At 57.4% G+C, this 21,540-nt stretch carries 23 protein-coding genes; 11 read left to right on the forward strand and 12 right to left on the reverse strand.

Annotated features, from left to right (window positions below):
- Positions 1 to 22 precede the first annotated feature (22 nt).
- From I9188_RS08220 to lpxK, 5 genes are all read left to right on the forward strand, one after another.
- On the forward strand, positions 23 to 1,537 hold the full coding sequence (locus I9188_RS08220) for a DUF2125 domain-containing protein (RefSeq protein WP_209504991.1): 1,515 nt from the start codon (positions 23 to 25) through the stop codon (positions 1,535 to 1,537).
- Positions 1,538 to 1,705: 168 nt separating this feature from the next.
- Positions 1,706 to 3,052, forward strand: coding sequence for a TldD/PmbA family protein (locus I9188_RS08225; protein WP_209504992.1), 1,347 nt, complete (start codon positions 1,706 to 1,708; stop codon positions 3,050 to 3,052).
- Entirely contained in the window at positions 3,039 to 3,839 is an 801-nt protein-coding gene (locus tag I9188_RS08230; RefSeq protein ID WP_209504993.1) for a 3'(2'),5'-bisphosphate nucleotidase CysQ, read from the forward strand. The genes I9188_RS08225 and I9188_RS08230 overlap by 14 nt, the downstream gene beginning before the upstream one ends.
- A complete protein-coding gene (locus tag I9188_RS08235; protein WP_209504994.1) occupies positions 3,836 to 5,074 on the forward strand; it encodes a glycosyltransferase N-terminal domain-containing protein in 1,239 nt (412 codons plus the stop codon). Before I9188_RS08230 ends, I9188_RS08235 begins: the two co-directional genes overlap by 4 nt.
- Positions 5,061 to 6,062 carry a tetraacyldisaccharide 4'-kinase gene (lpxK, locus tag I9188_RS08240; protein ID WP_209504995.1) on the forward strand — a complete coding sequence of 334 codons (1,002 nt, stop codon included), beginning with the start codon at positions 5,061 to 5,063 and terminating at the stop codon, positions 6,060 to 6,062. Before I9188_RS08235 ends, lpxK begins: the two co-directional genes overlap by 14 nt.
- A gap of 36 nt (positions 6,063 to 6,098) precedes the next feature.
- Here the strand turns inward: lpxK and I9188_RS08245 are convergent, their stop codons facing one another.
- Both I9188_RS08245 and I9188_RS08250 read right to left on the reverse strand, forming a co-directional pair.
- Positions 6,099 to 6,761 (reverse strand): DsbA family protein, encoded by a 663-nt coding sequence (locus I9188_RS08245; protein ID WP_209504996.1) that lies wholly within the window; start codon positions 6,759 to 6,761, stop codon positions 6,099 to 6,101.
- A 13-nt stretch (positions 6,762 to 6,774) separates the two neighbouring features.
- Complete coding sequence (locus I9188_RS08250) at positions 6,775 to 7,281, reverse strand: DciA family protein (protein WP_209504997.1); 507 nt, start codon at positions 7,279 to 7,281, stop codon at positions 6,775 to 6,777.
- Positions 7,282 to 7,362: 81 nt separating this feature from the next.
- Here I9188_RS08250 and mutY point away from each other — a divergent pair, with 81 nt between their 5' ends.
- The gene (gene mutY, locus I9188_RS08255) at positions 7,363 to 8,418 is read left to right on the forward strand and encodes an A/G-specific adenine glycosylase (RefSeq protein WP_209504998.1); all 1,056 of its coding nucleotides are present in this window, start codon (positions 7,363 to 7,365) and stop codon (positions 8,416 to 8,418) included.
- A gap of 61 nt (positions 8,419 to 8,479) precedes the next feature.
- Positions 8,480 to 9,616, forward strand: coding sequence for an alkane 1-monooxygenase (locus I9188_RS08260; protein ID WP_209504999.1), 1,137 nt, complete (start codon positions 8,480 to 8,482; stop codon positions 9,614 to 9,616).
- A 65-nt stretch (positions 9,617 to 9,681) separates the two neighbouring features.
- Here I9188_RS08260 and I9188_RS08265 read toward each other — a convergent pair whose 3' ends face one another.
- From I9188_RS08265 to I9188_RS08280, 4 genes are all read right to left on the reverse strand, one after another.
- Positions 9,682 to 11,064 (reverse strand): adenylate/guanylate cyclase domain-containing protein, encoded by a 1,383-nt coding sequence (locus I9188_RS08265; RefSeq protein ID WP_209505000.1) that lies wholly within the window; start codon positions 11,062 to 11,064, stop codon positions 9,682 to 9,684.
- A gap of 139 nt (positions 11,065 to 11,203) precedes the next feature.
- Positions 11,204 to 12,307 carry a site-specific DNA-methyltransferase gene (locus I9188_RS08270; protein WP_209505001.1) on the reverse strand — a complete coding sequence of 368 codons (1,104 nt, stop codon included), beginning with the start codon at positions 12,305 to 12,307 and terminating at the stop codon, positions 11,204 to 11,206.
- A gap of 107 nt (positions 12,308 to 12,414) precedes the next feature.
- On the reverse strand, positions 12,415 to 13,032 hold the full coding sequence (locus I9188_RS08275) for a ribonuclease HII (protein WP_209505268.1): 618 nt from the start codon (positions 13,030 to 13,032) through the stop codon (positions 12,415 to 12,417).
- A gap of 110 nt (positions 13,033 to 13,142) precedes the next feature.
- Positions 13,143 to 13,601: a hypothetical protein gene (locus tag I9188_RS08280; protein WP_209505002.1), complete on the reverse strand. Its 459-nt coding sequence runs from the start codon at positions 13,599 to 13,601 to the stop codon at positions 13,143 to 13,145.
- Between the two features lie 176 nt (positions 13,602 to 13,777).
- On the opposite strand from I9188_RS08280, the gene I9188_RS08285 reads away from it, so the two are divergent.
- The 3 genes from I9188_RS08285 (at position 13,778) to I9188_RS08295 (ending at position 16,417) form a co-directional block, all read left to right on the forward strand.
- A complete protein-coding gene (locus I9188_RS08285; protein ID WP_209505003.1) occupies positions 13,778 to 14,065 on the forward strand; it encodes a hypothetical protein in 288 nt (95 codons plus the stop codon).
- Complete coding sequence (locus tag I9188_RS08290; protein ID WP_209505004.1) at positions 14,037 to 14,738, forward strand: helix-turn-helix domain-containing protein; 702 nt, start codon at positions 14,037 to 14,039, stop codon at positions 14,736 to 14,738. Before I9188_RS08285 ends, I9188_RS08290 begins: the two co-directional genes overlap by 29 nt.
- Positions 14,739 to 14,842: 104 nt before the next feature.
- Complete coding sequence (locus tag I9188_RS08295) at positions 14,843 to 16,417, forward strand: DUF427 domain-containing protein (RefSeq protein ID WP_209505005.1); 1,575 nt, start codon at positions 14,843 to 14,845, stop codon at positions 16,415 to 16,417.
- Between the two features lie 76 nt (positions 16,418 to 16,493).
- On the opposite strand, the gene I9188_RS08300 is transcribed toward I9188_RS08295, so the two are convergent.
- From I9188_RS08300 to I9188_RS08325, 6 genes are all read right to left on the reverse strand, one after another.
- A complete protein-coding gene (locus I9188_RS08300) occupies positions 16,494 to 17,348 on the reverse strand; it encodes a DUF1217 domain-containing protein (protein WP_348540330.1) in 855 nt (284 codons plus the stop codon).
- The gene (gene flbT / locus I9188_RS08305) at positions 17,285 to 17,686 is read right to left on the reverse strand and encodes a flagellar biosynthesis repressor FlbT (RefSeq protein WP_209505007.1); all 402 of its coding nucleotides are present in this window, start codon (positions 17,684 to 17,686) and stop codon (positions 17,285 to 17,287) included. The genes I9188_RS08300 and flbT overlap by 64 nt, the downstream gene beginning before the upstream one ends.
- Entirely contained in the window at positions 17,686 to 18,060 is a 375-nt protein-coding gene (flaF, locus tag I9188_RS08310; protein WP_209505008.1) for a flagellar biosynthesis regulator FlaF, read from the reverse strand. The genes flbT and flaF overlap by 1 nt, the downstream gene beginning before the upstream one ends.
- A 77-nt stretch (positions 18,061 to 18,137) precedes the next feature.
- Positions 18,138 to 19,349 (reverse strand): flagellin, encoded by a 1,212-nt coding sequence (locus I9188_RS08315; protein ID WP_209505009.1) that lies wholly within the window; start codon positions 19,347 to 19,349, stop codon positions 18,138 to 18,140.
- Positions 19,350 to 19,558: 209 nt separating this feature from the next.
- Positions 19,559 to 19,918 carry a flagellar biosynthesis protein FlgN gene (locus I9188_RS08320; protein WP_209505010.1) on the reverse strand — a complete coding sequence of 120 codons (360 nt, stop codon included), beginning with the start codon at positions 19,916 to 19,918 and terminating at the stop codon, positions 19,559 to 19,561.
- Positions 19,908 to 20,183, reverse strand: coding sequence for a rod-binding protein (locus tag I9188_RS08325; RefSeq protein WP_209505011.1), 276 nt, complete (start codon positions 20,181 to 20,183; stop codon positions 19,908 to 19,910). Before I9188_RS08325 ends, I9188_RS08320 begins: the two co-directional genes overlap by 11 nt.
- A 110-nt stretch (positions 20,184 to 20,293) precedes the next feature.
- Between I9188_RS08325 and I9188_RS08330 the strand changes: the two genes are divergently transcribed.
- Positions 20,294 to 21,538, forward strand: a complete 1,245-nt coding sequence (locus I9188_RS08330) for a flagellar hook-length control protein FliK (protein ID WP_209505012.1) — start codon at positions 20,294 to 20,296, stop codon at positions 21,536 to 21,538.
- Positions 21,539 to 21,540 lie beyond the last annotated feature (2 nt).

Consider the following 21,540-nt stretch of genomic DNA (forward strand, 5'->3'; position numbering starts at 1 on the left):
ATTGATCAAGAAGGGTTACCTTATGTCCGTTTTCCTCCGCCGCAGCTGCGGTGCTGTTCTGGCTTATGCTGTTGCGACCCAGGGCGCGTTCGCCGACCTTACTGCAAATGATGTTTGGTCCGACTGGCAGAGCTATTTCACGTCAATGGGCTACACCGTTACAGGCGACGAAAGCATAGCCGGTGACGTCACCACAATTTCGAACATGACACTTTCTTTGACCTTTCCGGAAGAAGACGGGCAGTTCCAGATGGTCATGCCGGAAATGACGCTGACCGAAAATGGTGACGGAACCGTTACCATCGGATTGCCCGAAAGCTTTCCCATGGATGTCACGGGAACAGCCGATGATGAAGAGTTTGCAGCCAAAGTGATTTATTCGCACAGCCAGCTGAACATGGTCGTTTCGGGTACACCCGAAGACATGGCCTATGACTACACTGCTGACAAACTGGGCATTGCGCTGGATTCGATCGAAGTTGATGGCGAACCGCTGCCGAACGAGGTTTTCAGCATAGCGGTCGAAGCGGGAGATCTGGCCGGTCGGTCGCGGATGCAAATAGGCGAACACCGAAACATCACCCAGACATTCAACAGCGAAACACTGACCTATGACCTGAACTTTCAGGATCCGGAAAGTGGTGAAAGCGGGCTGATCAATGGTCAGCTGGACCAGCTGGCCTTTGAAGGCGAAAACGTGATCCCGCTGGATTTTGACATGTCTGATCCGCAGGCGTTTTATCAAGCGGGTTTTGCCTTTGACGGCACCTTTACCTATGCATCCGGCAGCACCGATCTGAGCGGGACCAGCGAAGGCCAGGCGTTCTCGATGAACAGCACCTCGGAAGGTGGGCGCTTTGCCGCCAGCATCGACGCCGAGCGCATCGCCTATGATATCGTGCAGAACAGCACCAAACTGGCGGTGACAACGGCAGACCTGCCATTCCCGATCGAGTTGTCCATGGCCAGTGCAGGTTTGAATTTCGAATTCCCGATCCAGCAATCGGACGAAATTCAGCCCTTCGCCTTTGGCCTCAACATGACTGATTTCACCATGTCTGATGTCCTGTGGGGCATTTTTGACCCGGCAGGCGCGCTGCCCCGCGATCCGGCGACAATTGCGCTGGACACGACCGGCACGGCAAAAGTTCTGATGAATATCTTCGATCCGGAAATCGACGTCGAGTCGGACGAAGCTCCGGGTGAGCTGCACTCGCTGAAAATCAGCCAGCTTCTGGTTTCGTTGGTTGGCGCCAAACTGACCGGCGATGGCGATTTTGCCTTCGACAATTCGAACACTGAAGAGTTTGGCGGAATGCCCAGCCCAAGCGGCGTGGCGAACCTGAAACTTGTTGGCGCCAATCAGCTGATCGATACGCTGATCGGCATGGGCCTCATTTCGGACGACGATGCGCTGGGCGCGCGGATGATGATGGGTCTGATGGCTGTCCCCGGCGATGAGCCTGACACCCTGAACTCGACCATCGAATTCACCGAAGACGGCCAGATTTTGGCGAATGGCCAGCGTATCAAGTAATACCCATCTGAAAGGGCCGCGCAGCGCGGCCCTTTCCATTCCTGTGCACCTTGTGCCAGATCCGGTAACGGCATGGATTTATCACGATCCACACAGCACAATCCGGTCACAGGTCTTGCGGGGCGGGCGGTGCAAGGCTAGGTCCTTGGCAATCAACCCGGAGACCTCATGACCCGCTCACCAGAAGAAATCAGCCAACAATTGCTCGATGTTGCTCGCCGGGCAGGCGCAGAAGCGGCAGATGCCATCGTTCTCGAAGGGTCCTCGGTCTCGGTCGATGTGCGAGGTGGCGCGCTGGAACACGCGGAACGCTCGGAAGGCGCTGATCTGGGTTTGCGTGTGTTTCTGGGTAAACGCTCAGCCATTGTGTCCAGCTCTGACAGCCGCCCGGAAACCCTTGCGGCGATGGCCGAACGCGCTGTGGCCATGGCAAAAGAGGCGCCCGAGGACCCCTATTCCGGGCTGGCCGACAAAGGCCAACTGGCCAGTGACTGGGATATTCGGTCACTGAAATTGCTGGACACCGCCCCGCCCCCGTCGGCAGAAAGCCTGATGCAGGATGCGCTGGCCGCCGAGGCCGCAGCACTGACGGTAAAAGGCGTCACGCAGGTGTCGGATGCGGCTGCAAGCTACGGAACGCACCGGGTGCATCTGGCGGCTACAAACGGGTTTTCCGGTGGGTATGAGCGCAGCAGCCGATCCATTTCATGCGTTGCGATCTCGGGTGAAGGCACCGGGATGGAGCGCGACTATGACGGTGACAGCCGGACGTTTCAATCCGACCTGCGCGACGCGGCTGAGATTGGGCGCACCGCAGGGGAACGCGCTGTGCAACAGGTTGGCGCATGCAAACCGGCGACCGGCAGTTTCCCGGTGTTGTTTGATGAACGTATCTCGTCTTCGCTGATCGGGCATCTGCTGGCCGCTAGCAATGGGGCCGCGATTGCGCGGGGCGCGTCCTGGCTGAAGGATTGCATGGGGCAAGAGGTGCTGCCCGCGCATCTGTCACTGATCGAAGATCCGCACCGCCCGCGTATCTCTGGCTCGCGCCCATTTGATGCCGAAGGTCTGCCAACGCAGCGCCGGGTGATCGTGGAAAACGGTGTCCTGACGGGGTGGACGCTGGATCTGTCGAGTGGCCGCAAGCTGGGCATGGTCTCCACAGGCAACGCTGCGCGCGGCGTGTCCGGCCCACCCTCGCCCAGCAACTGGAACCTGAGTCTGACGCAAGGGACCCGCAGTCGCGAAGATCTGTTGCGCGATATGGGCACCGGTTTGCTGGTCACGTCCATGATCGGATCGACGATCAACCCCAATACGGGCGACTACTCCCGTGGTGCATCAGGTTTTTGGGTCGAAAACGGTGTGATCACGCATCCTGTCAACGAATGCACCATCGCAGGAAATTTGCGTGATATGCTGCGGCGGATCATTCCCGCCAATGATGCGCGCCCATATTTGTCGCGCGTGGTTCCGTCGCTGTTGATCGAAGGAATGACACTTGCCGGCAACTGATCTGCCCCTTCTGATTGAGGCGGCACTGGAGGCCGGCAAGATCGCTACACGCTATTCCGGGACGCAAGCACAGCGTTGGGACAAACCCGATGGCGCCGGTCCGGTGACCGAGGCCGATCTGGCCGTCAACGCGATGCTGGAAGAAAAACTGTGCGCTGCGCGGCCGGGCTATGGCTGGCTCAGCGAGGAATCCGAGGATTCGCCCGAGCGGCTGAACCGCAGCTACGCCTTTATCGTCGATCCGATTGACGGCACCCGCAGCTTTACAGAAGGCGCGCGCACCTGGGCGCATTCGCTGGCTGTTGCGGTGGATGGCATTGTGACTGCCGCTGTAATCTACCTGCCGATGCGCGACTTGCTTTATGCTGCGGCGCAAGGTCAGGGCGCCACTCTCAATGGGGAAAAGATCACGACGTCGAAAACGCCTGAGCTACTGCAATCTCAGGTTCTGGCCGCCAAACCAAATCTGGATACACAGCACTGGCGCAATCAGAATGTTCCAGCCTTCCACCGCGCATATCGACCCTCGCTTGCCTATCGCATGGCGCTGGTCGCGCAGGGGCGGTTCGATGCCATGCTGACCCTTCGCCCCAGCTGGGAATGGGATATTGCCGCTGGCGATCTGATCATCCGAGAGGCGGGCGGCGTCTGTTCAGACCGTTTGGGTCAACCGCTGAAATTCAACAATGCCCACCCCAGGCTGAATGGCGTCGTCGCCGCCAGCACTGCGATCCACGCGCAACTGGCAGCTCAGCTGGACCCGATCGGGCCGGGAATCGGCGCATGAGCAAACCGCGCTCATTAAGCCTTGCCGCTTATCGGGTGCTGTCCTGGAGAATGCGGAACGGTGTTGGTGTAAAAACCGACCTGCCACGCCCCGAAGGCGAAATCGTGTGGATGCACGTCGCCACGCCTGACCGCCTGCGGGCGGTAAGTGATTTTTGCCGCCGGTTGCTTCAGTCCCGATCCGAGCTGCACTTTCTACTGACCGCCCCGCCGGACGCGGATCTGTCTGCCTGGCCGGAATGCAATTTTCCCCTGATCAACCTGCCTCAGGAGCAAAGCGGGGCCGCGCGTGACTTTATCGAATACTGGCGCCCAAGTATCGGGATTTGGGTCGGCGGTGATCTGATGCCCAACATCATAACCCGAGCCGATGAACAGGCCGTACCCTTGGTGTTATTTGACGCCCAGTTTACCGTTGCACTGTCCCGGAACGCGCGCTGGCTGCCAGACATAACCAGAGTGACCTTTAGTTGTTTTCGCAAGATACTGACTGCAAATTCTGAAACCGCCCGACACATCCGGAGACTTGGCGTCCCGTTTTCAACAGTCGAAGATTCGCCGCCTTTGCGCATCAGCCCAAACCCCAGACCTTGGCCAGAAGACGAACTGATCGAAACCAACCATACGCTTGCAGGGCGACCCGTTTGGCTGGCTGCCTGGGTGCAGGACAAAGAGTTTATTTCGGTTCTGACAGCACATCGTCAGGCATTGCGCCTTTTGCACCGGTTGGTTTTGGTACTTCACGTCGCCGACGTTCACGAGGCCGCCCCCCTAAGACGGCGGCTGGAGACGATGGATTTACGCTGTGTCAACTGGGACGATGGTGACTTGATCGAAGACAGCACGCAGGTCGTTCTGACTGCAGACCCCGAAAATCTGGGGTTGTGGCACCGCGTGTCGGCAGTGACGTTCATGGCCAGTTCAATGGAACGCGGCGCAGGCGGTCAGGACCCGTCCGACGCAATCGCGCTGGGGTCTGCCATAATTTCTGGACCATTCGTGCATCGCCATCACGAGCTTTACGTCCACCTTCAACAGGCAGGCGCAGCCAAGGAGGTCAAGTCAGCAACCGAGTTGGGCGATGCAGTCGTACAGCTTCTGGCACCAGACCGCGCCGCTGACATGGCTTTGGCTGGATGGCAGATAATCACCGAAGGTGCGCCGCAGGCAGACACCCTCATCGAAATGGTGCAGGATATTCTGGACCAGCGGAGCGCAGATCATGCGGGCACCTGATTTCTGGAACACTCCTCCGGACCAGCCGGATCTGAGGGCGCTGCTGCTGGCCCCGCTGGGCCGCCTATATGCCGCGGCGACAGCCCGCAGGATTGCCTCGAAATCAGGGGAAAATCCCGGTGTGCCCGTGATCTGCATCGGCAATCTCAATGCAGGTGGAACCGGGAAAACGCCCACCGTGATCTGGACTCTCGAACAGCTGGGTAATGCCTGGCACAAGCCGCATGTCGTGACACGAGGCCATGGCGGGTCACTGGAAGGCCCGGTGCAGGTCGATCCGGGCAGGCACACCGCCGCCGAGGTGGGGGACGAGCCGCTGTTGCTGGCGATGTTTGCTGAGGTCTGGGTCGCCAAGGATCGGGCGGCGGGCGCGCGTGCAGCGGCCGCAGCGGGGGCAACGGTGATCGTTTTGGATGATGGCTTTCAGAACCCTTCGGTCGCCAAGGATTTCTCGATTATCGTTGTGGACGCCCAGCGCGGATTTGGAAACGGCTTATGCCTGCCAGCCGGTCCGTTGCGAGAGCCCGTCGATATCGGCCTGAAACGGGCCGATCTTGTACTATCCCTGGGGGAAGAGGCGGCGCAAAAGGTATTTGCCGACACCTGGAAACGCCGGTTGACCGTTCCCCACGTCACCGGGGCGGTCGAACCTCTGCAAACCGGTATGGATTGGTCAGAAACACGTGCGTTGGCGTTTGCAGGCATCGGCTATCCCGAAAAGTTCTTCCAAACCCTGCGGCGGCTGGGTGTAGATCTGGTACGCGCCGAGGCGTTGGACGATCACCAGCCGTTGACACAGGCCCTGATGACCCGACTGGAAAATGATGCGCGTTCACTTGGCGCTCAGATGGTCACCACCGAAAAAGATGCCGTTCGCCTGCCGCCCGCTTTCCGAAGCAAAGTGATCACTTTGCCGGTTCGGCTTCAGATTTCAGACGCCGACAGGGTCAGGGACATGCTTTTGAAAGCCGCCCCTTCACCAAAGTAAACCAGGCTGGCCCCGGCGAGGCCAGCCGGGGTCGGGTCAGCTGCCGAGCTCTGCTTCGATCAGCTTTTTGAAGTCCGCGTAGGACTGATTGTCAACTTTCTTGCCGTTCACGATGAAGGACGGGGTTGCCTGAATTCCATCGCGTTCAGCGTTTTCTTGATACCACGCGGCCAATGTCCGTGCTTTGGTGCCATCCTGCAAACAGGCCTCAAGCTGGTCGCCATCGATACCTGCCAGACGACCGATCTTGCGCAGTTCATCGACGATCTCGGTCGGGCCACCTGCGCGCGTCCATTCTGCCTGACCTTCATAGATCAGATCGGTGATGCCAAAGAATTTCTCGGGACCGGCGCAGCGCGCCACCATTGACGCCCACAGACCGTAGCGATCAAAATAGACCTCACGATAGGTGAACTTGACCTTACCGGTATCAATGAAATCCTTCTTGAGCTGTTTATATGCACTCATGTGAAAATTCGCGCAATGCGGGCAGGTGTAGGACGCGTATTCGATGATTTCGACAGGCGCGTCCTCGGCCCCCTGAACCATGTCAATGATGGTGGATGTATCCAGGTCCGCCTCTTGCGCCTCGGCGGCACTGACCAGCGGGAAACTTGTGTTAGAGTTTGACAGCGACACCCAATAGCCGCCAGCGGCCACGGCGACGGCTGCACAGATTACGGTTGCAATACGGCTCATTCTCAGCCCTTTCTCAGCGTTTCTGTTTGGATAAAACGTTGCGCCCAAGACGTTCAAGGGCCGCGCGCAAATCTTCATCATTTACACTGCGTGACACTTTGTCTGCCTCGGCTGCAATTTCAGGTGCAATCTCGGGTTTTGCTTGCTTCGGTCTATGGTCAAAACTGGCCTGCCCTTCGGCAAAACCGGTTGGAGCGGTTTGAGTAATGCGGACACGGCTAATCGCATTGTAACCGTAAACCGCGTTCACTTTACCACGCAGCTGTTCCTTCTGCATTTCCAGCATCGGGGCCTGCGGGCCTGTGGTCAGAACGGTCAGGGTCGCGCCGAAACCACCTTTGCCATAGCCGACACTGACTGGGCGTGCGATAGCGGCGGTATCCTGACCCACGATCTCGGCCCAATGGGTCAACAGACGTGACACAGCAAAGCCCCGGCTTTCCCCGGCGCGCCTGATCTGGTCATTCAGCAAAGACGCGGTGCGCTTGAACCCGCGGGTTGACGAACGTCTGCGTTGCATCTGGTTTCCAACTCCTGCGCCGCTATTGTAATAGGCAGAACACCGGGTGCCAGCGAAACCTGACAGGGAGACGAATAAAACTTGCGTGATTCCTTTGATTTCACTGTCAGCGCTGCGCTTCTGGAGTGGTATGACCATAACGCTCGCGCCATGCCATGGCGCACAGGACCGGCAGAGCGCGCCGCCGGGGTGCGCCCCGACCCCTATCGGGTCTGGTTATCCGAAGTGATGTTGCAACAGACGACTGTAGCAGCGGTGCGGGGTTACTTTCTGCGCTTCGTGACACGTTGGCCGACGGTTCAGGCGCTGGCCGCCGCGCCGGATGATCGGGTCATGGGGGAATGGGCCGGCCTTGGTTATTACGCACGTGCGCGCAACCTCTTGAAGTGCGCCCGCGTTGTGACGCGGGATCACAATGGTCAGTTCCCCGATACTTATGATGGGTTGCTGAAGTTACCCGGCATCGGCCCTTATACAGCTGCGGCAGTCTCGGCCATCGCCTTTGATCAGCCTGAGACGGTTCTGGATGGCAATGTCGAACGCGTCATGGCCCGATTTTACGACATCCACGCGCCGCTGCCCGGCTCGAAACCCCTGCTGAAGGAAAAAGCCTCGGTGCTGACACCTTCTAATCGGCCCGGTGATTACGCGCAGGCGGTCATGGATCTGGGGGCCACGATTTGTACACCAAAATCTCCGGCATGTGGCATTTGCCCGCTGCGCGAACCATGCAAAGCGCGGATTGCAGGAACACAGGCTGATCTTCCCCGAAAAACACCGAAGAAGCCCAAACCGACCCGTCACGGTCACGTTTACATCGCGCGCATGTCAGATGGGGCCATGCTGCTGGAGCGCCGACCGGACAAAGGTTTGCTGGGCGGGATGCTGGGCTGGCCCGGATCGGAGTGGGCTGACGATCCGGTCGAGCACCCCCCGCTTGCGGCAGATTGGAAAATGGTGCCGGGCGAGGTGCGCCACACCTTTACGCATTTTCATCTGATTTTAAGAATATGGGCCGCAGAAACCACCGGTCAGGATGTTCCTGATCATCTGATTACAGTGGGAAAGCACAATTTCAAACCCAGCGATCTGCCCACGGTGATGCGCAAAGCCTATGATCTGTGGAAAGGACAATAAGACCGCTGTGCATTCCCTGGCCTCGCGGCTAGGCTGACCCCATCTAGTAGGAGCAACAGAGATGACCGCAACAGTCTCGTTGGCACGCTGGCAATCAGCATCACCCTTCTGGGTGTCCCTGCTGTTGATCCCGCTGATCTGGTTCACTGCTTTCGCGGGTGGATGGTGGGTTTTGCTGATCCCGATCTCGACCTGGTGGGTCTTTGCCGCGCTGGACCGGATCACCGGACTCAACGTGGAAAATGCGGACCCCGAGACGCCGGACGGCGATCTGCAACGGTACATCCTGCTGACCAAGCTTTGGGCACCCCTTCAGTTCCTTACCCTGTTTGGCCTGATCTGGTACGCGAGCCACGGCAGCCAGCTTTCGACGCCTGAGAAAATCGGCCTATTCTTTGGCATGGGTGTTATCTCGGGTACGGTCGGTATCAATTACAGCCACGAGCTGATGCATCAGAAAAGCCATTGGGAACGCTGGCTGGGCGATATCCTTCTTGCCATGGTACTTTATTCTCATTTCCGGTCCGAGCATCTGCTGGTCCATCACCGTTATGTGGGAACGCCGCGCGATCCGGTGACGGCGCGATACAACGAAGGGTTTCACCGCTTTTACCCTAGGGTGTTGCGGCAAAGTTTGATCTCGGCCTTCAACGCCGAACGCGGAAAACTGGCCCGCAAGGACCTCCCCTGGACCGACTGCTCCAACCCGTTCTGGCGGTACTGGGCGTTGCAAGGGGGGATGCTGGCACTGGCGGCGCTGGTCGGAGGATGGTCAGGTCTGGCCCTGTTTCTGTTGCAGGCCGGGGTCGCGATCTGGCAGCTGGAACTGGTCAACTACGTGGAACATTACGGCCTGACCCGGAAGCATCTGGGGGACGGGCGGTATGAGCACGTCCTGCCCAGACATTCCTGGAATGCCTCGCAGAAAGCTTCAAACTGGTTGTTGATCAATCTGCAACGCCATTCGGATCACCACTACAAGCCAAACCGCCGGTTTCCGCTGCTTCAACACCACACGCCCGAAACGGCACCGCAACTGCCCTATGGCTATCCCGTCATGACTGTGGCTGCGATGATCCCACCGCTGTGGCGGCGGGTCATGAACCCACGGGTCCGGGAATGGCGGCGCCAGTACTACCCCGAGATCACCGATTGGCACGCCTATAACAAGGCCCTGAACCCGGTACCTGATGCGTAAACGATGCGCCGCCCGGCGCATCAGGCTCGGCGCTTTGGGTGCTGTTACGGTAGGACATACCGTCTTCAGCCTTTCATCACCCAGATATCCATCGGTGTATCTACACCGCGCACGGATTGATCGGTAAGCTCTGTAAAGCCAGTCATGGCGACAGACGCAGACTGGTTCTCCTCTGCGATCCGCGCGCGCACGGAATCGCTGACCACGATACGCGCCTGCAAATCACGCGTCAGCGCCTCAAGCTTGGCCGCGACGTTGACGGCATTCCCGATGACAGCAAATTCAAGTCGGTTCGCGCCAATGTCTCCCAGCACGACCGAGCCATAGTGCACCCCGATCCCGACGTGGATTTCAGGCTCTCCCGCCCGGCGGCGGTCCAGATTCCATCGGTCGATCACGCTGACCATCGCGCGTGCACATCCCAGCGCGTTGCTTGCATCCAACGGCGTGGGCACCGGGGTGCCAAAGGTCGCCATCAGACCATCCCCCAGATACTTGTCCAGAGTTCCGTGGTGGCGAAAAACTTCGGTTTCCATGCGGGCGTGAAAGCCCCGCAGCACTTCGATCACGTCATAAGGATCGCGCCCGGCGGCGTATTTCGTAAACCCGACGATGTCGATGAACAGAACGGCCACATTCTCTTTTCGGACCTGTTTCAGCGGCTCGTCATTCTGGCTCAGCTCCTCTACCACGTTGGGCGAAAAATAGCGTGACAGGTTGGCCCGTTCCCGTTCCAGCCCTGCATTGCTCATCAATAGCCGGTTCAGCCGCTGCATCGAAAGGCCCAAAGTCACGGCCACCATCATGAACACGATCACCTGCTGGATGCGCTGAGGCGCCATGAAACTGTTCGGATCCAGAAGCTCGGCAACATCCGGGTAGCCTTGCAAGGCGGCTGCAACTTTTTCGCTGATCCCGGGAATAGGCGTTGCGACCCACCAGGCAACGATCCACCCGATCGACCACATCATCGCCGTCCAGGACCCGATGGCGATCACGGTCCGCCAGGAATAAGCCAATGTGCCCGCGGCCAGAATGATGAAGAAGTACTGAAAGTTGTCGAACCGGTATTGCATGGCCAATGGCCTGACATCATCGCTGAAGGGATTGGGTACGATCATCCCGAGCGTCATGATCAGCAGGTCGACGAAAATCAAAAACAACTCGCCCCGCGATTGCCCGACACGACCTGCACGGCGGATCAACCACCCGTTGGCGCAGATCAGCAGCAGAATGAAATGATACCAAAGCACCTCCCATTGCGGGTTCAGAAAAATGAGCAGCACCGCAGTCAGCGCCATCGCCACCCATCGCGCACGCACAGCCAGTTCCAGACCCTCGCGCTTGTGCCGTTCCAACGCAGCCTCGGTATATTTGTTGTCCAGATCAAACGCATCGGGCTGGGTGAAAAACAGGCTTCGGCGGGGCTGTGCGGTCGTCTCGGTCATGGCCGTGGTCTTTCTTGCGGAGGCTTGGCAGCCTTATGCAATCACTGTTGAAGGCAAAACAAAAGACCCCGCCGGTTGATCGGCGGGGCAAGGCATAGTGCCATGTGTCAGGCCACAGGCACCGGCGGTGTTCGTGAATTCAGTTGTGCATCTCTGCGCGGATCTGTTGCCGCAAGATGTCAATCGGCACGGTCTTGCCGTCCCGTTTGAAGCACCAGTATGTCCAGCCGTTGCAGGACGGGGCATTTTCCAGATGCGCGCCAACCTGATGAATCGACCCTTTGACATTGTCGCCCACCAGCGTTCCATCTGCACGCACCTTCGCCTTGTGGCGCTGGTTCATGGAATAAAGCTCTTCACCCGGGCGCAACATCCCGCGTTCAACCAGCTGACCGAATGGCACACGTGGCTCGGCACGTTTGCTTGCGCTGACTTCCAGAGCTTCGCGGTCGAATTTGCGGACCTTGGCGATGCGTTTCTCAGCCACCTTGCGATAGCTTTCCTCTCGCTCGATACCAATGAATTCGCGCCCCAACATCTTGGCGACGGCCCCGGTGGTGCCGGTGCCAAAGAACGGGTCCAACACCACATCGCCGGGGTTGGTCGAGCCGACCAGCACGCGGTGCAAAAGCGATTCCGGTTTTTGCGTCGGATGCGCCTTGTCACCGTTTTCGTCCTTCAGGCGCTCATGCCCGGTGCAGATCGGCAGCACCCAGTCGCTGCGCATCTGCACACCTTCGTTCAGAGCCTTCAGCGCCTCATAGTTGAAGGTGTATTTCGCGCCTTCGCGCTTGGACGCCCAGATCATCGTTTCATGCGCATTGGTGAACCGCTTGCCGCGGAAATTCGGCATCGGGTTCGACTTACGCCACACGACGTCGTTCAGGATCCAGTATCCGGCGTCCTGCAGCGCTGACCCCACGCGGAAAATATTGTGATAAGACCCGATCACCCAGATTGCACCATTGGGTTTCAGCAGACGATGCGCCGCCTTCAGCCATTCGCGCGTAAACTGGTCATACGCACCAAAACTTGCGAACTGATCCCAGTGATCATCCACCGCATCGACCTGCGAATTATCCGGGCGATGCAACTGACCTTTCAATTGCAAGTTATACGGCGGGTCCGCAAAAATCAGATCCACTGACGCCTCGGGCAGACTGTTCATCACATCGATGCAGTCCCCGGATAGAATCGTGTTTAAAGGGAGCGCTTTTGCGCCCTTTTTGGTGGTTGTTGTCATATCACTGCCTCAAGTGTCCACGGCGCTTTTGCGCTCATTTGGTTGAGACAAGGATGAGTCAAAGTCGATTCGCCGTCAAATTCTTTTTTGAATCAGCGACTTACGATTTACTCTTGATACAAGATATTGTGCACCGGTTTGAACGAACGCCTATGGTGTGGGGTCACGCCAAGATTTCGCAGCGCTTCCTTGTGTTGTTTTGACGGATAGCCCGCGTTGGTTTCCCACCCATAACCCGGATGCTGTTGCGCTAAATCCACCATCACCTGATCGCGCCAGTTTTTCGCCAGGATTGAAGCAGCCGCGATCGACACCGATCGTGCATCGCCCTTCACAACGGCCTGTGATTGGATTCTCAGACCCTGTGGAATCAGGTTGCCATCGATCAGCAGGAAATCAGGTGCTGGGGTCAACACCTCCACCGCGCGCATCATCGCCAAGTGCGACGCCCTCAGAATATTGATCTCATCAATTTCGGCGACAGAGGCTTCGGCCACCGCGAATTCAGCAGTGTCCCGAATCTCAGCGTCCAACGCGGCCCGGCGTTTTGCGGTCAGCTTTTTCGAGTCATTCAACCCGTCAGGAAAGTGCTTCGGGTTCAGAATCACGGCGGCGGCTACAACCGGCCCGGCCAAAGGGCCGCGCCCGACCTCATCCACACCGGCGATACGGATATGGCCCATGTCCAGCAGCGCCTGCTCAAGTTCGAAGTTTGGCATTGTCATGCCCTTGGAAAACCGCGTTTCGCGCAGCACCGCAAGAAGAAAAGAGAGGGCGGCCCACACCACCCTCTCTCTCACGGCACTTCTTTGGCACCGTTCCTGCTCAACCCGAACTACTGATAAACGACGCGGTATCCCTTCTGGCGCAGGCACGCAGGTTCATAGGCCTGCCTGACCTTTTTGCCATTCCAGAAACCGACCTTGCACTCTTGCGGCAGGCTATTGGCATGTTTGTAATGTTTCTCGAGGCATTTCGGCCCAAGCAGCGGATGATCCTGCGAATACCCATCATAGGTGCGCAGGCAGCGCTGGGGCAGATCGTAACGCGCCACATGCGGCGGTAACGGGCGCACCGGCTGCGCCACATATGGTGTATGGGTATAGGTCTGTTGACGCGTCGCCCGATCCTTTTTCTTTTCCTTGTTATAGTAATGAACGCCGGCACCGATGATCGCAATGGCCGCCAGCCCCCCAAGAATGTCCTTTGCGTCGGCCGCCTTCGCCTGAGAAGCTGACACACCGGTAATCGCAACTGCGGCCGCAATGATTAAAGCGATGAATTTCTTATGCATGATGCCTGTCCTTTCGGATGTTCGTGCGACCGCATGACGGACCGCGTGCTGATTGCCCTGAAAGTGGGGGCACCTGCCCCAGACAAGCAATAACGGCCCGGTGTTATCGGATATCAGGCGCCGCAAACCCCTTGGGTTATTGAATATCGCGACAACTCATGCGCAGGATGCGGCCTATGAAACAGATCCTCTCTTCTCTGACCTTTGCGGCCCTGTTATCGCTTGGTTCTGCTGCGACAGCGGCAGATTGTTACGCGGACTACAAAGCCAAGAAGGACAACCCGCTGCGTTTGCATTACGGCGTCATGCAGGTCACAAACTGCGACAAGGGGCAGGCCCGGGCAGAAATCGCCCAGCGCCTGAACGCATCAGGTTGGACCTTGCTTGAAGTGCAGTCCGTTTTCGGACCCGAAGGGTTGGATCAGAGGAAAGGCAATGCCGGACAATTCTATCTCCGTTTCTGAAGCACGCCGGTCGGGTGTCCGGCTGGTTGTGCTGGGCATCGCGGCCATTGTCGTCATTCTGATCACCGCTGCCGTTTTCCTGTTCTGGACCTTGCCGGACGCAAATGCGTTCAACGCACGTGTCGAGCGGTTGTTTGTCGAGGCCGATCTGACGTCACAGACCGAGATTCGTCTGCTTGAAATTCTGGCCCAGTCTGGCACCGCCTTTGCCGACACCCTGTCCAGTTATCGGATGGTGATTTATGTGCTGCTGGTTTTTGCCAGCGCGATGATGATCTCGGCGTTGGTCTTTCTGGTGATGCTGGTCTTGTTGAACCGGCGCATCGCACAGATCGAACGTACCGGCATTCAGGTAACGTCGCTGCTGATCAGTCGCGAAGAAAACACTGTCTACCTTAACAACATGGATTTCAAGCTGACACCTGCCGCCATGGAAACCCTGTCGATTCTGGCGGAATCCCGGTTGGATGACGAGGTATTGTCCGGCGCTCAGATCGAGGCCATGATTTCCGGTCGCGATGCCGCCGATTGTGACGAAGCCGCTGGCGCAACACGGATCAAACGGTTGCGCGACGCGCTTGGCAACCAGATGGTCAGCGAATTGCTGGTCAAGAATATTGCCAAGAAGGGGTATATGCTGTCGATCGAGAAAGACGTCATTCAAATGGTCTGACGTTTTGACGCGTCGCTCGCGCCCGGTAAAATCCCGTTGCGGCCTCTTGGAATGTCAGGTGGAAAGCCCCATTCTAAACAAACCCCAGGCAGAGGAGGTCGCTTATGAACGTCCACGCCGCGCCGCAGATGAATGGATATGGAATCTCGGTTGAGCCGCTGGATGGCAGGATTGCCATTTACCGGAACGACGTTCTTCTGGCTGAAAGCACAAACGCAAAGGTGATGTATGAAACGCGTTTGCCGCCAACGATTTACGTTCCCCGCGCAGATGTCTGTGTGGATCTGAGCGAAGAAACAGACCTGCAAACATTCTGCCCGTTCAAAGGCACCGCCACTTACCACGACATCAATCTGGCGTCTGAAAGCCTGGCCAATTCTGTCTGGGCCTATGAAGAAGCGCTGCCCGAAAGTGCTGCCATTCAAGGCTGTATCGGGTTTGTGTCCGGCGCCTACACCCGTATTGATCTGGGCGACAATCGCCTGCGCGAGCCGGACGACGGCAATATCAGCGGACCACTGATCGACTGGCTGATGCGCGGTGCTTCAGCCGCGACCACGCCCGAAAGCTTTACCAAGGCATTGGCCGCAAAGATGCTGGAGCACGGCATCGCCATCCAGCGGCTGAGCATTCTGGCCTGGTCCTTGCATCCCCTGATCGCGGGCAAACACTATATCTGGGAAAAGGGTCAGGACGAGATACTGACCCGCGCCCCGACCTACGAAATCTATGATCACCCGGCTTTCATCAACAGCCCGTTGCGCCATGTCTCGAACGGTTTGGGCGGTGTACGGCAAAGACTGAACGACGAAAACCCGCAAAACAGCTTCCCGATCATGGAGGAGTTACGGGCCAAAGGTGCCACCGACTATGTCGCGATGCCGTTGCCCTTCTCTGACGGGCGAACGAACGTTCTGACCCTGACATGTGACCATCCCAACGGGTTCACCACCGAGAATCTGGGCCTAGTGTTCGAATGCTCCTCGGTGATCGCCCGCTTTTACGAAGTGTTCATGCAACGCGAGAATGCGCAGGTTTTGCTGGAAACATATGTTGGAAAACGCTCTGGCGCACGCGTATTGGGGGGCGAGATCCGGCGCGGTGACGGGGATGAAATCGACGCTGCAATCATGTTCTGTGACCTCCGCAACTCGACAAGCCTAGAAGAGAAACTGGGGCGGGGCGCATATATCAGTGTTTTGAATGAGTTCTTTGAAACCGTCTCGGGTATCGTTCACGAAAACGAAGGCGAAGTTCTGAAATTTATTGGTGACGCTGTTTTGGCAGTTTTCCCGGCAACCGATGAAAACGCCAGCGCGGCCCGGGCTAACGCCCAGCGCTCGGCAATCAAAATCGTCGAAACGTTGGGAGAATTGCGCAAAGCAGGTACCGACATACATTGCGACTGTTCGATTGGCGTGGCTTATGGGCGTGTCACATATGGCAATGTGGGCTCTCGTGAACGTCTTGATTTTACGGTTATTGGACAAGCAGCTAACATTGCTGCGCGCTTGGGCGAATATGGGAAAACCGAAGGGCATCGCATAGTCGTATCCGAAGATATCGAGCCTGCCTGTTCTAACGCTATACCGTTAGGCGCGGTCAACCTGCACAACGTGTCTCGACCCGTTGTATGCTACGCTTTGCACACCACAACCGACGAGATTTTGAACGGTTAACTTTTGGTTTATGCAGACCAAATGTGAGACCTAGGATACTAGATTGCGGCCCAGGCTTTTGCCCCGCGTCTTCTAATCACACAGCCCCAAGCAAGATTAAAGCGGTCTGCGCTGGCGATATCGTACTCTGAAGGCCCGCGATTTGACTTCTGGCCAGATAGGCGTCGGTCAGGTTCTCCACCGCCTTCTGGTCCGAAAACTGTGCCAAATCATCCGATCCGGTAAGGCGGAAAAGCCGACTTTTAAATTCGTCCAATTGTTTGTCGATATCTAGTTGGGCGAATGACTGCGGCAGCCCAAGCGCCGTTTCCATCATTTTGCGCAGTGGTGGCAATCCCATAAGATCGAACCATTTCGTGTCTGTACTGTTTCCACTTTTCGCCAGGTCAGACAGCTCGCGCTGGGCATAGAGCGAGATGCGCATCGTTTCATCCGACTGCCCGACCGCAATCTCAAACCGCGCAGACAGATTGGCCTGGGCTATCTTTTCCATATTGGTTACTAGCACCGTTTTTCGAACAGCCCCTGGCCCAAACCCGAAAGCATCTGAAAATTCCCGGTACCGTTTATCCGCCAAACGATTGGACAAAGCGTCCTCCGCCCGTGTTCCATCCTCCAGGATTTTCCGGATAAAGAACCGGTTATCCACATCCCCTTCCAGCCCAAAGGCACCCAAAGCGACCTGCAACAATCTGCGGTCCGAAACCAACTGTTCGGCGGTCTTCACTTTCCCGATGTTGTCCAGGAAATACCTTGTCTCCCTCTCATTCACTGCCGAAGACGAGAAACTTTGAAACTGACCTTGATAAGTACGTTGCAGAAGCCGCCAGCCGACGATTCCGCCAGTCGGAATGACAGGTTGAAAGCTCATTGCTGATAGGCCATCAACCGTTCTTCGCGCGGAAGAAGCGAGCGAAGTGATTTGAGGCATTTATAATATTGCTCGGCCACCAACGCATCTGTCACCTCGGACAATACACAGCGGCTGTCTGTATCTGTAAAAACCTGGCTCAGCTCTTCGACGCTGCGCAACAGATGTTGACGTGCCCGAGCCGGATCCATGTCTCCGGACAGAACAAGCTGTGCGGCATAGCAGACACGGCGCACCGGAGTATTTACTTCATCCGGGTGTATCGCATCGCGCAGCCGCAGGACATTGGCCTGCGGCGTCATGATCGAAAACCGGCCACGGCGGTCGCCGTTTTCAATCACAACACCATTGATCAGCACCCTTTCCTTCGGGGCGAGTTTCAAAACCAGCCCGCTCATCAGGTTGCCCTCATCTGGCGCAATCCGCGCAAAATCGCCGTGTTTATTTCAAGCAATGGTTCGATGGACGCGCCATCCGCCAAAATGCGGCTGCTGTGCAGTTCCGTAAACTCGGCAAGGAAAAAGATCCTGGCGCGAATATCGTTTGGCAACGCGTTTACCGAATCCGCGACACCCGTCGCCAACACGCCCCATAACCGGCGGTTTTCGTGCACGGCCTGAACAAACGCCGAGAAATCCGTTGCCTTGCGCGCTGTAGCCGCCTTGAGACGCCGTGTAATCCTGGAAATTGCCTCATATTCAGTGTCACGGGGCGTTCGCGTCGGCGCGGCGGATTGCGCATAGGTGTATTGAGCGAGGGTTTGCGGGGTCACTTGAAATCCTTCCAAAAAGCCGTCGTCAGGTGGTCACGACCGGGGCGCAAAAACCGCGCCCCGGACCGCGTTGCGTATTAGCGGAACAGCGACAGGATCGACTGCGGGGCCTGGTTGGCGATCGAAAGCGATTGTGTTGCCAGCTGCTGCTGCACTTGCAGAGCCTGCAAACGCGCCGAGGTTTCTTCCATGTCAGCGTCGACCAGCGCGCCGATACCGGATTTGAACGAGTCAGAGAGATTCGAAATGAACTCTTTCTGGGTCTCGATCCGACCCTGTGCCGAGCCAAAGGCCGCCGAAGCATCAATCGACGTGTCGATCAGCGATTCGACAGCCGCCAGCGCAGCGGTTGCCCCCGCACCGGTCGACACATCAATACCTGCCAGCGCACCCAGACCACCGGCACCCGCATTCACGAACTGAGCCGAGAACGAGATGTCAGATCCTGTGCCGTTTGTAACCGACAGCGTACCCGCAGTGCCGGAGTCGTAATCGACGGTCAGACCGGTAATTCCAAGCTCTTCGATCTTCGATTTCAACCCGACAGCAACAAGGTCACCGGTCGTTGTCGCGGCAGCGTCTTCCGCGGAAACGGTATAGGACACAACCTGATCGTTAATGGCGACGACAACCTTGTCTCCGGCCGCGAAAGCGCCACTGGATTCATCGGTAACCAACGCCGTTGCGGCCGTTGCACCATTGTCAATGGTTGCCCCCACGCGGTCATTGCCGGTCGATGCGCCGGTAGAGCCATCGAAAACCTGTTTGGTGACATATCCACCGGTCGACAGGTTCTGCCCCGAGACCGAGATTGACGACGCAGTCACCGCCCCGGTGTTGTCACGATCCAGCGACGCGAGGATCGATGCAGAGCCGGTCGAGCCGTCGACAAGGTTCAGACCGTTGAACTGGGCTGCGCTGACAACCGATGCGATCTGATCCTTCAGTGCGGTCACATCGTCATTGATCTTACCGCGGTCAACGTTGTCTTCCTGCGCCGCGACGATCTTGCTTTTCATCTGAGTCAACAGGTCGGTGACTGTTTCAGACGCATTTCGCGCAACCGCAACAGTCGATTCGCCCAGCGCGAGGCTGTCTTTGATCGCGTTGAAGCCCTTGACGTCGGATTCCATCACCTTCGAGATCGCCCAAACCGCCGAGTTGTCCTTGGCAGTCGCGACGTCCTTGCCGGTCGAAATCGCGTTCTGGGTCATTGCCAGGTTCTTGTTGACCGACTTGAGAGTTTGCAGCGCAACCATCGCGCCATTGTTTGTCAGAATGCTGGACATTGCCTTTTCCTTTTGCCTTCGGGCCATTTTCGCCCATGTTCACCCCGCTGTATCTGCGGGCATTGGTGTCTTTCTGACTTGTGCGACGCGCCGCGTGGCTGTTCGCGCCACCTGATGTTTTCAGGTGCAGCATCACTTTTGAGCCCGATCCCCTAACGGAGTGCTAAAACGCCCGGACCAGAAGTTTCAAATTTGAGTTAAACCCAGGCCTATGCGCGTTTTTCCAGCTTTGGCGTGTTACGAACGGGAAACTCACTTCGTTGCCCATCAGCGCCGTAAGTACTGAATTCCTGCCGAACCCGCCGCAGTTCAGCCATGCGGCTGGCGACGGCCCGAATCCCCTCGGCGGCACTGTTCAGCAATGCCTGGTTGCGTTCGACTTTCTGCTGCACTCGAACCAATGCATCACTGTCAAGCACCTGAAGGTCGTTGATCGCGCCGATCAGTTTTTCTTTTTCCGGCACCATATGCGTCAGACGATCCAGATCACCCTGGACAAGCGCGGCACGCTCCAGATCCAAAACTTCTTCCAGAGATTTGATCAGTGCCATGTCGACCTCAGACGTCATCGGTTTTCTCCATCAGTGATTTCAGCAGAATTTCTGATAAACCCACCCCGCCAGCCCGGGCCAGTTCGCGTGCCTGATGCTGAACAAGAAACGAAGAGAACTGGTCTTCACCGACCCCTCCTCCAAAGGACTGGCGCGTCTTGCCCAATCCGGCCGACTTCATCATTTCGCTCAGGAATGCGGCCTCCAACTCGATGGCCGCGTCTTTCAGTCGGATCTGGGCCAAGGGCGTTTGAGCCACCTGGGGAATTGCTGAGACCTGCATGGTTTTCTCCGAAAATGCTTCGAACTTTCTCGATCAAAGGTGAAAGCAGTTAAAATAAACGTAACTTCCTGCGGGCAGAGTTCTGATCACTCACACGGAGCCAGAGCAAAATGCCCAATCCACTAACGCTGGCGGCCGCAGCGCCAACAGCAATTGCGAGACCCAATTCGTCCGCCAAAGAACCGGGTCGTGCTGCCGGGGCGAGCAGTTTCGAGGACATCCTTGAACAGGGAAACGAAACTAGTCCCGCCACTGACAGCACGCTTTTGGATGCTTCTATCGAAACAACCGACGAAACTGCCGAGATTGAGGTTGAGGCCGTTCTGCCAAACACGGATGAAGCATCTGTCGAGGCGATTTCACCTTGGGCACCAGAGTTGGCAGATAATATTTCACCGCAGGCCGAAATGGCCGGGACATATGAAACGCCTGGGGCGGATTCTGTGCGTCCCGCGCCGTTTTTTCCCGCCGCAGCGGACATCCCTGCGACAGGCGCGACAGAACCGGAACAAACCGTTGCGTCAACGGGTTTGCCCCGTCAGACCGACATTCTACCCTTTGTGCCTAGGCAACCAACCGAAGGGCAGGTTCACGCCGCTTCGACCCAAGTCGTGCCAGCCCAAAAACCTACAGAGGCTTTGCCTGTGCTAGGCCAGCCAACCCGATCAAAGGACCAGACAGCCGGGTTGAAAGCCGAACCCCTCGTTGAAAGCACAAAGGTGGCGCCCGAGACAGCGGAAGTCGCTGCCACGCCCAATCCGACAAGTCCAAACCGCGCAACACCCGTTGCACAGCTTCAACTGATCCTCAACTCAATCGAAACGGAACAGGTGGCACCGGCACAGGAGGTTGACGCAGGGCCCATCGCCTTAGACGAACCCGTTCAGCAAGCCCCCCGCGAGGTGGCACAACACACGGCGATGCCCTCTCCGTCCGCCCGTGCTGAAATTGCCCGTGCTATAGCCGGGCAATTGGCGGCAACGATTCAGGCCCAACCAGGAACCGGTATCATGGAAATCTCGCTTAGCCCCGAAGAATTGGGGCGCGTATCCATTGTCCTGAACGGTCGGGATGACGGGCTGCAGATGACAATCGCCACCGAACGCCCGGACACGATGGAGCTTATGCGCCGCCACCTGTCCGTTCTTACGGAAGAGTTTCAAAAACTGGGCTATGGAAACCTGAACATTAATCTGGGGACTCCGTCGGATTCAGGTGCACGGGATCAGTGGGCAGATGAATTCGATGCTCAGGCCGCACCGGAATCCGAACCGGTTCAGAACGTACACCTCGCGCAAGCCGAGCCGCATCCACAAACTCTTGCCCCGGTCAGGGGCATCGATATGAGATATTGAAA

The sequence above is a fragment of the Ruegeria sp. HKCCSA071 genome, from assembly GCF_017872555.1.
GTDB lineage: Bacteria > Pseudomonadota > Alphaproteobacteria > Rhodobacterales > Rhodobacteraceae > Ruegeria.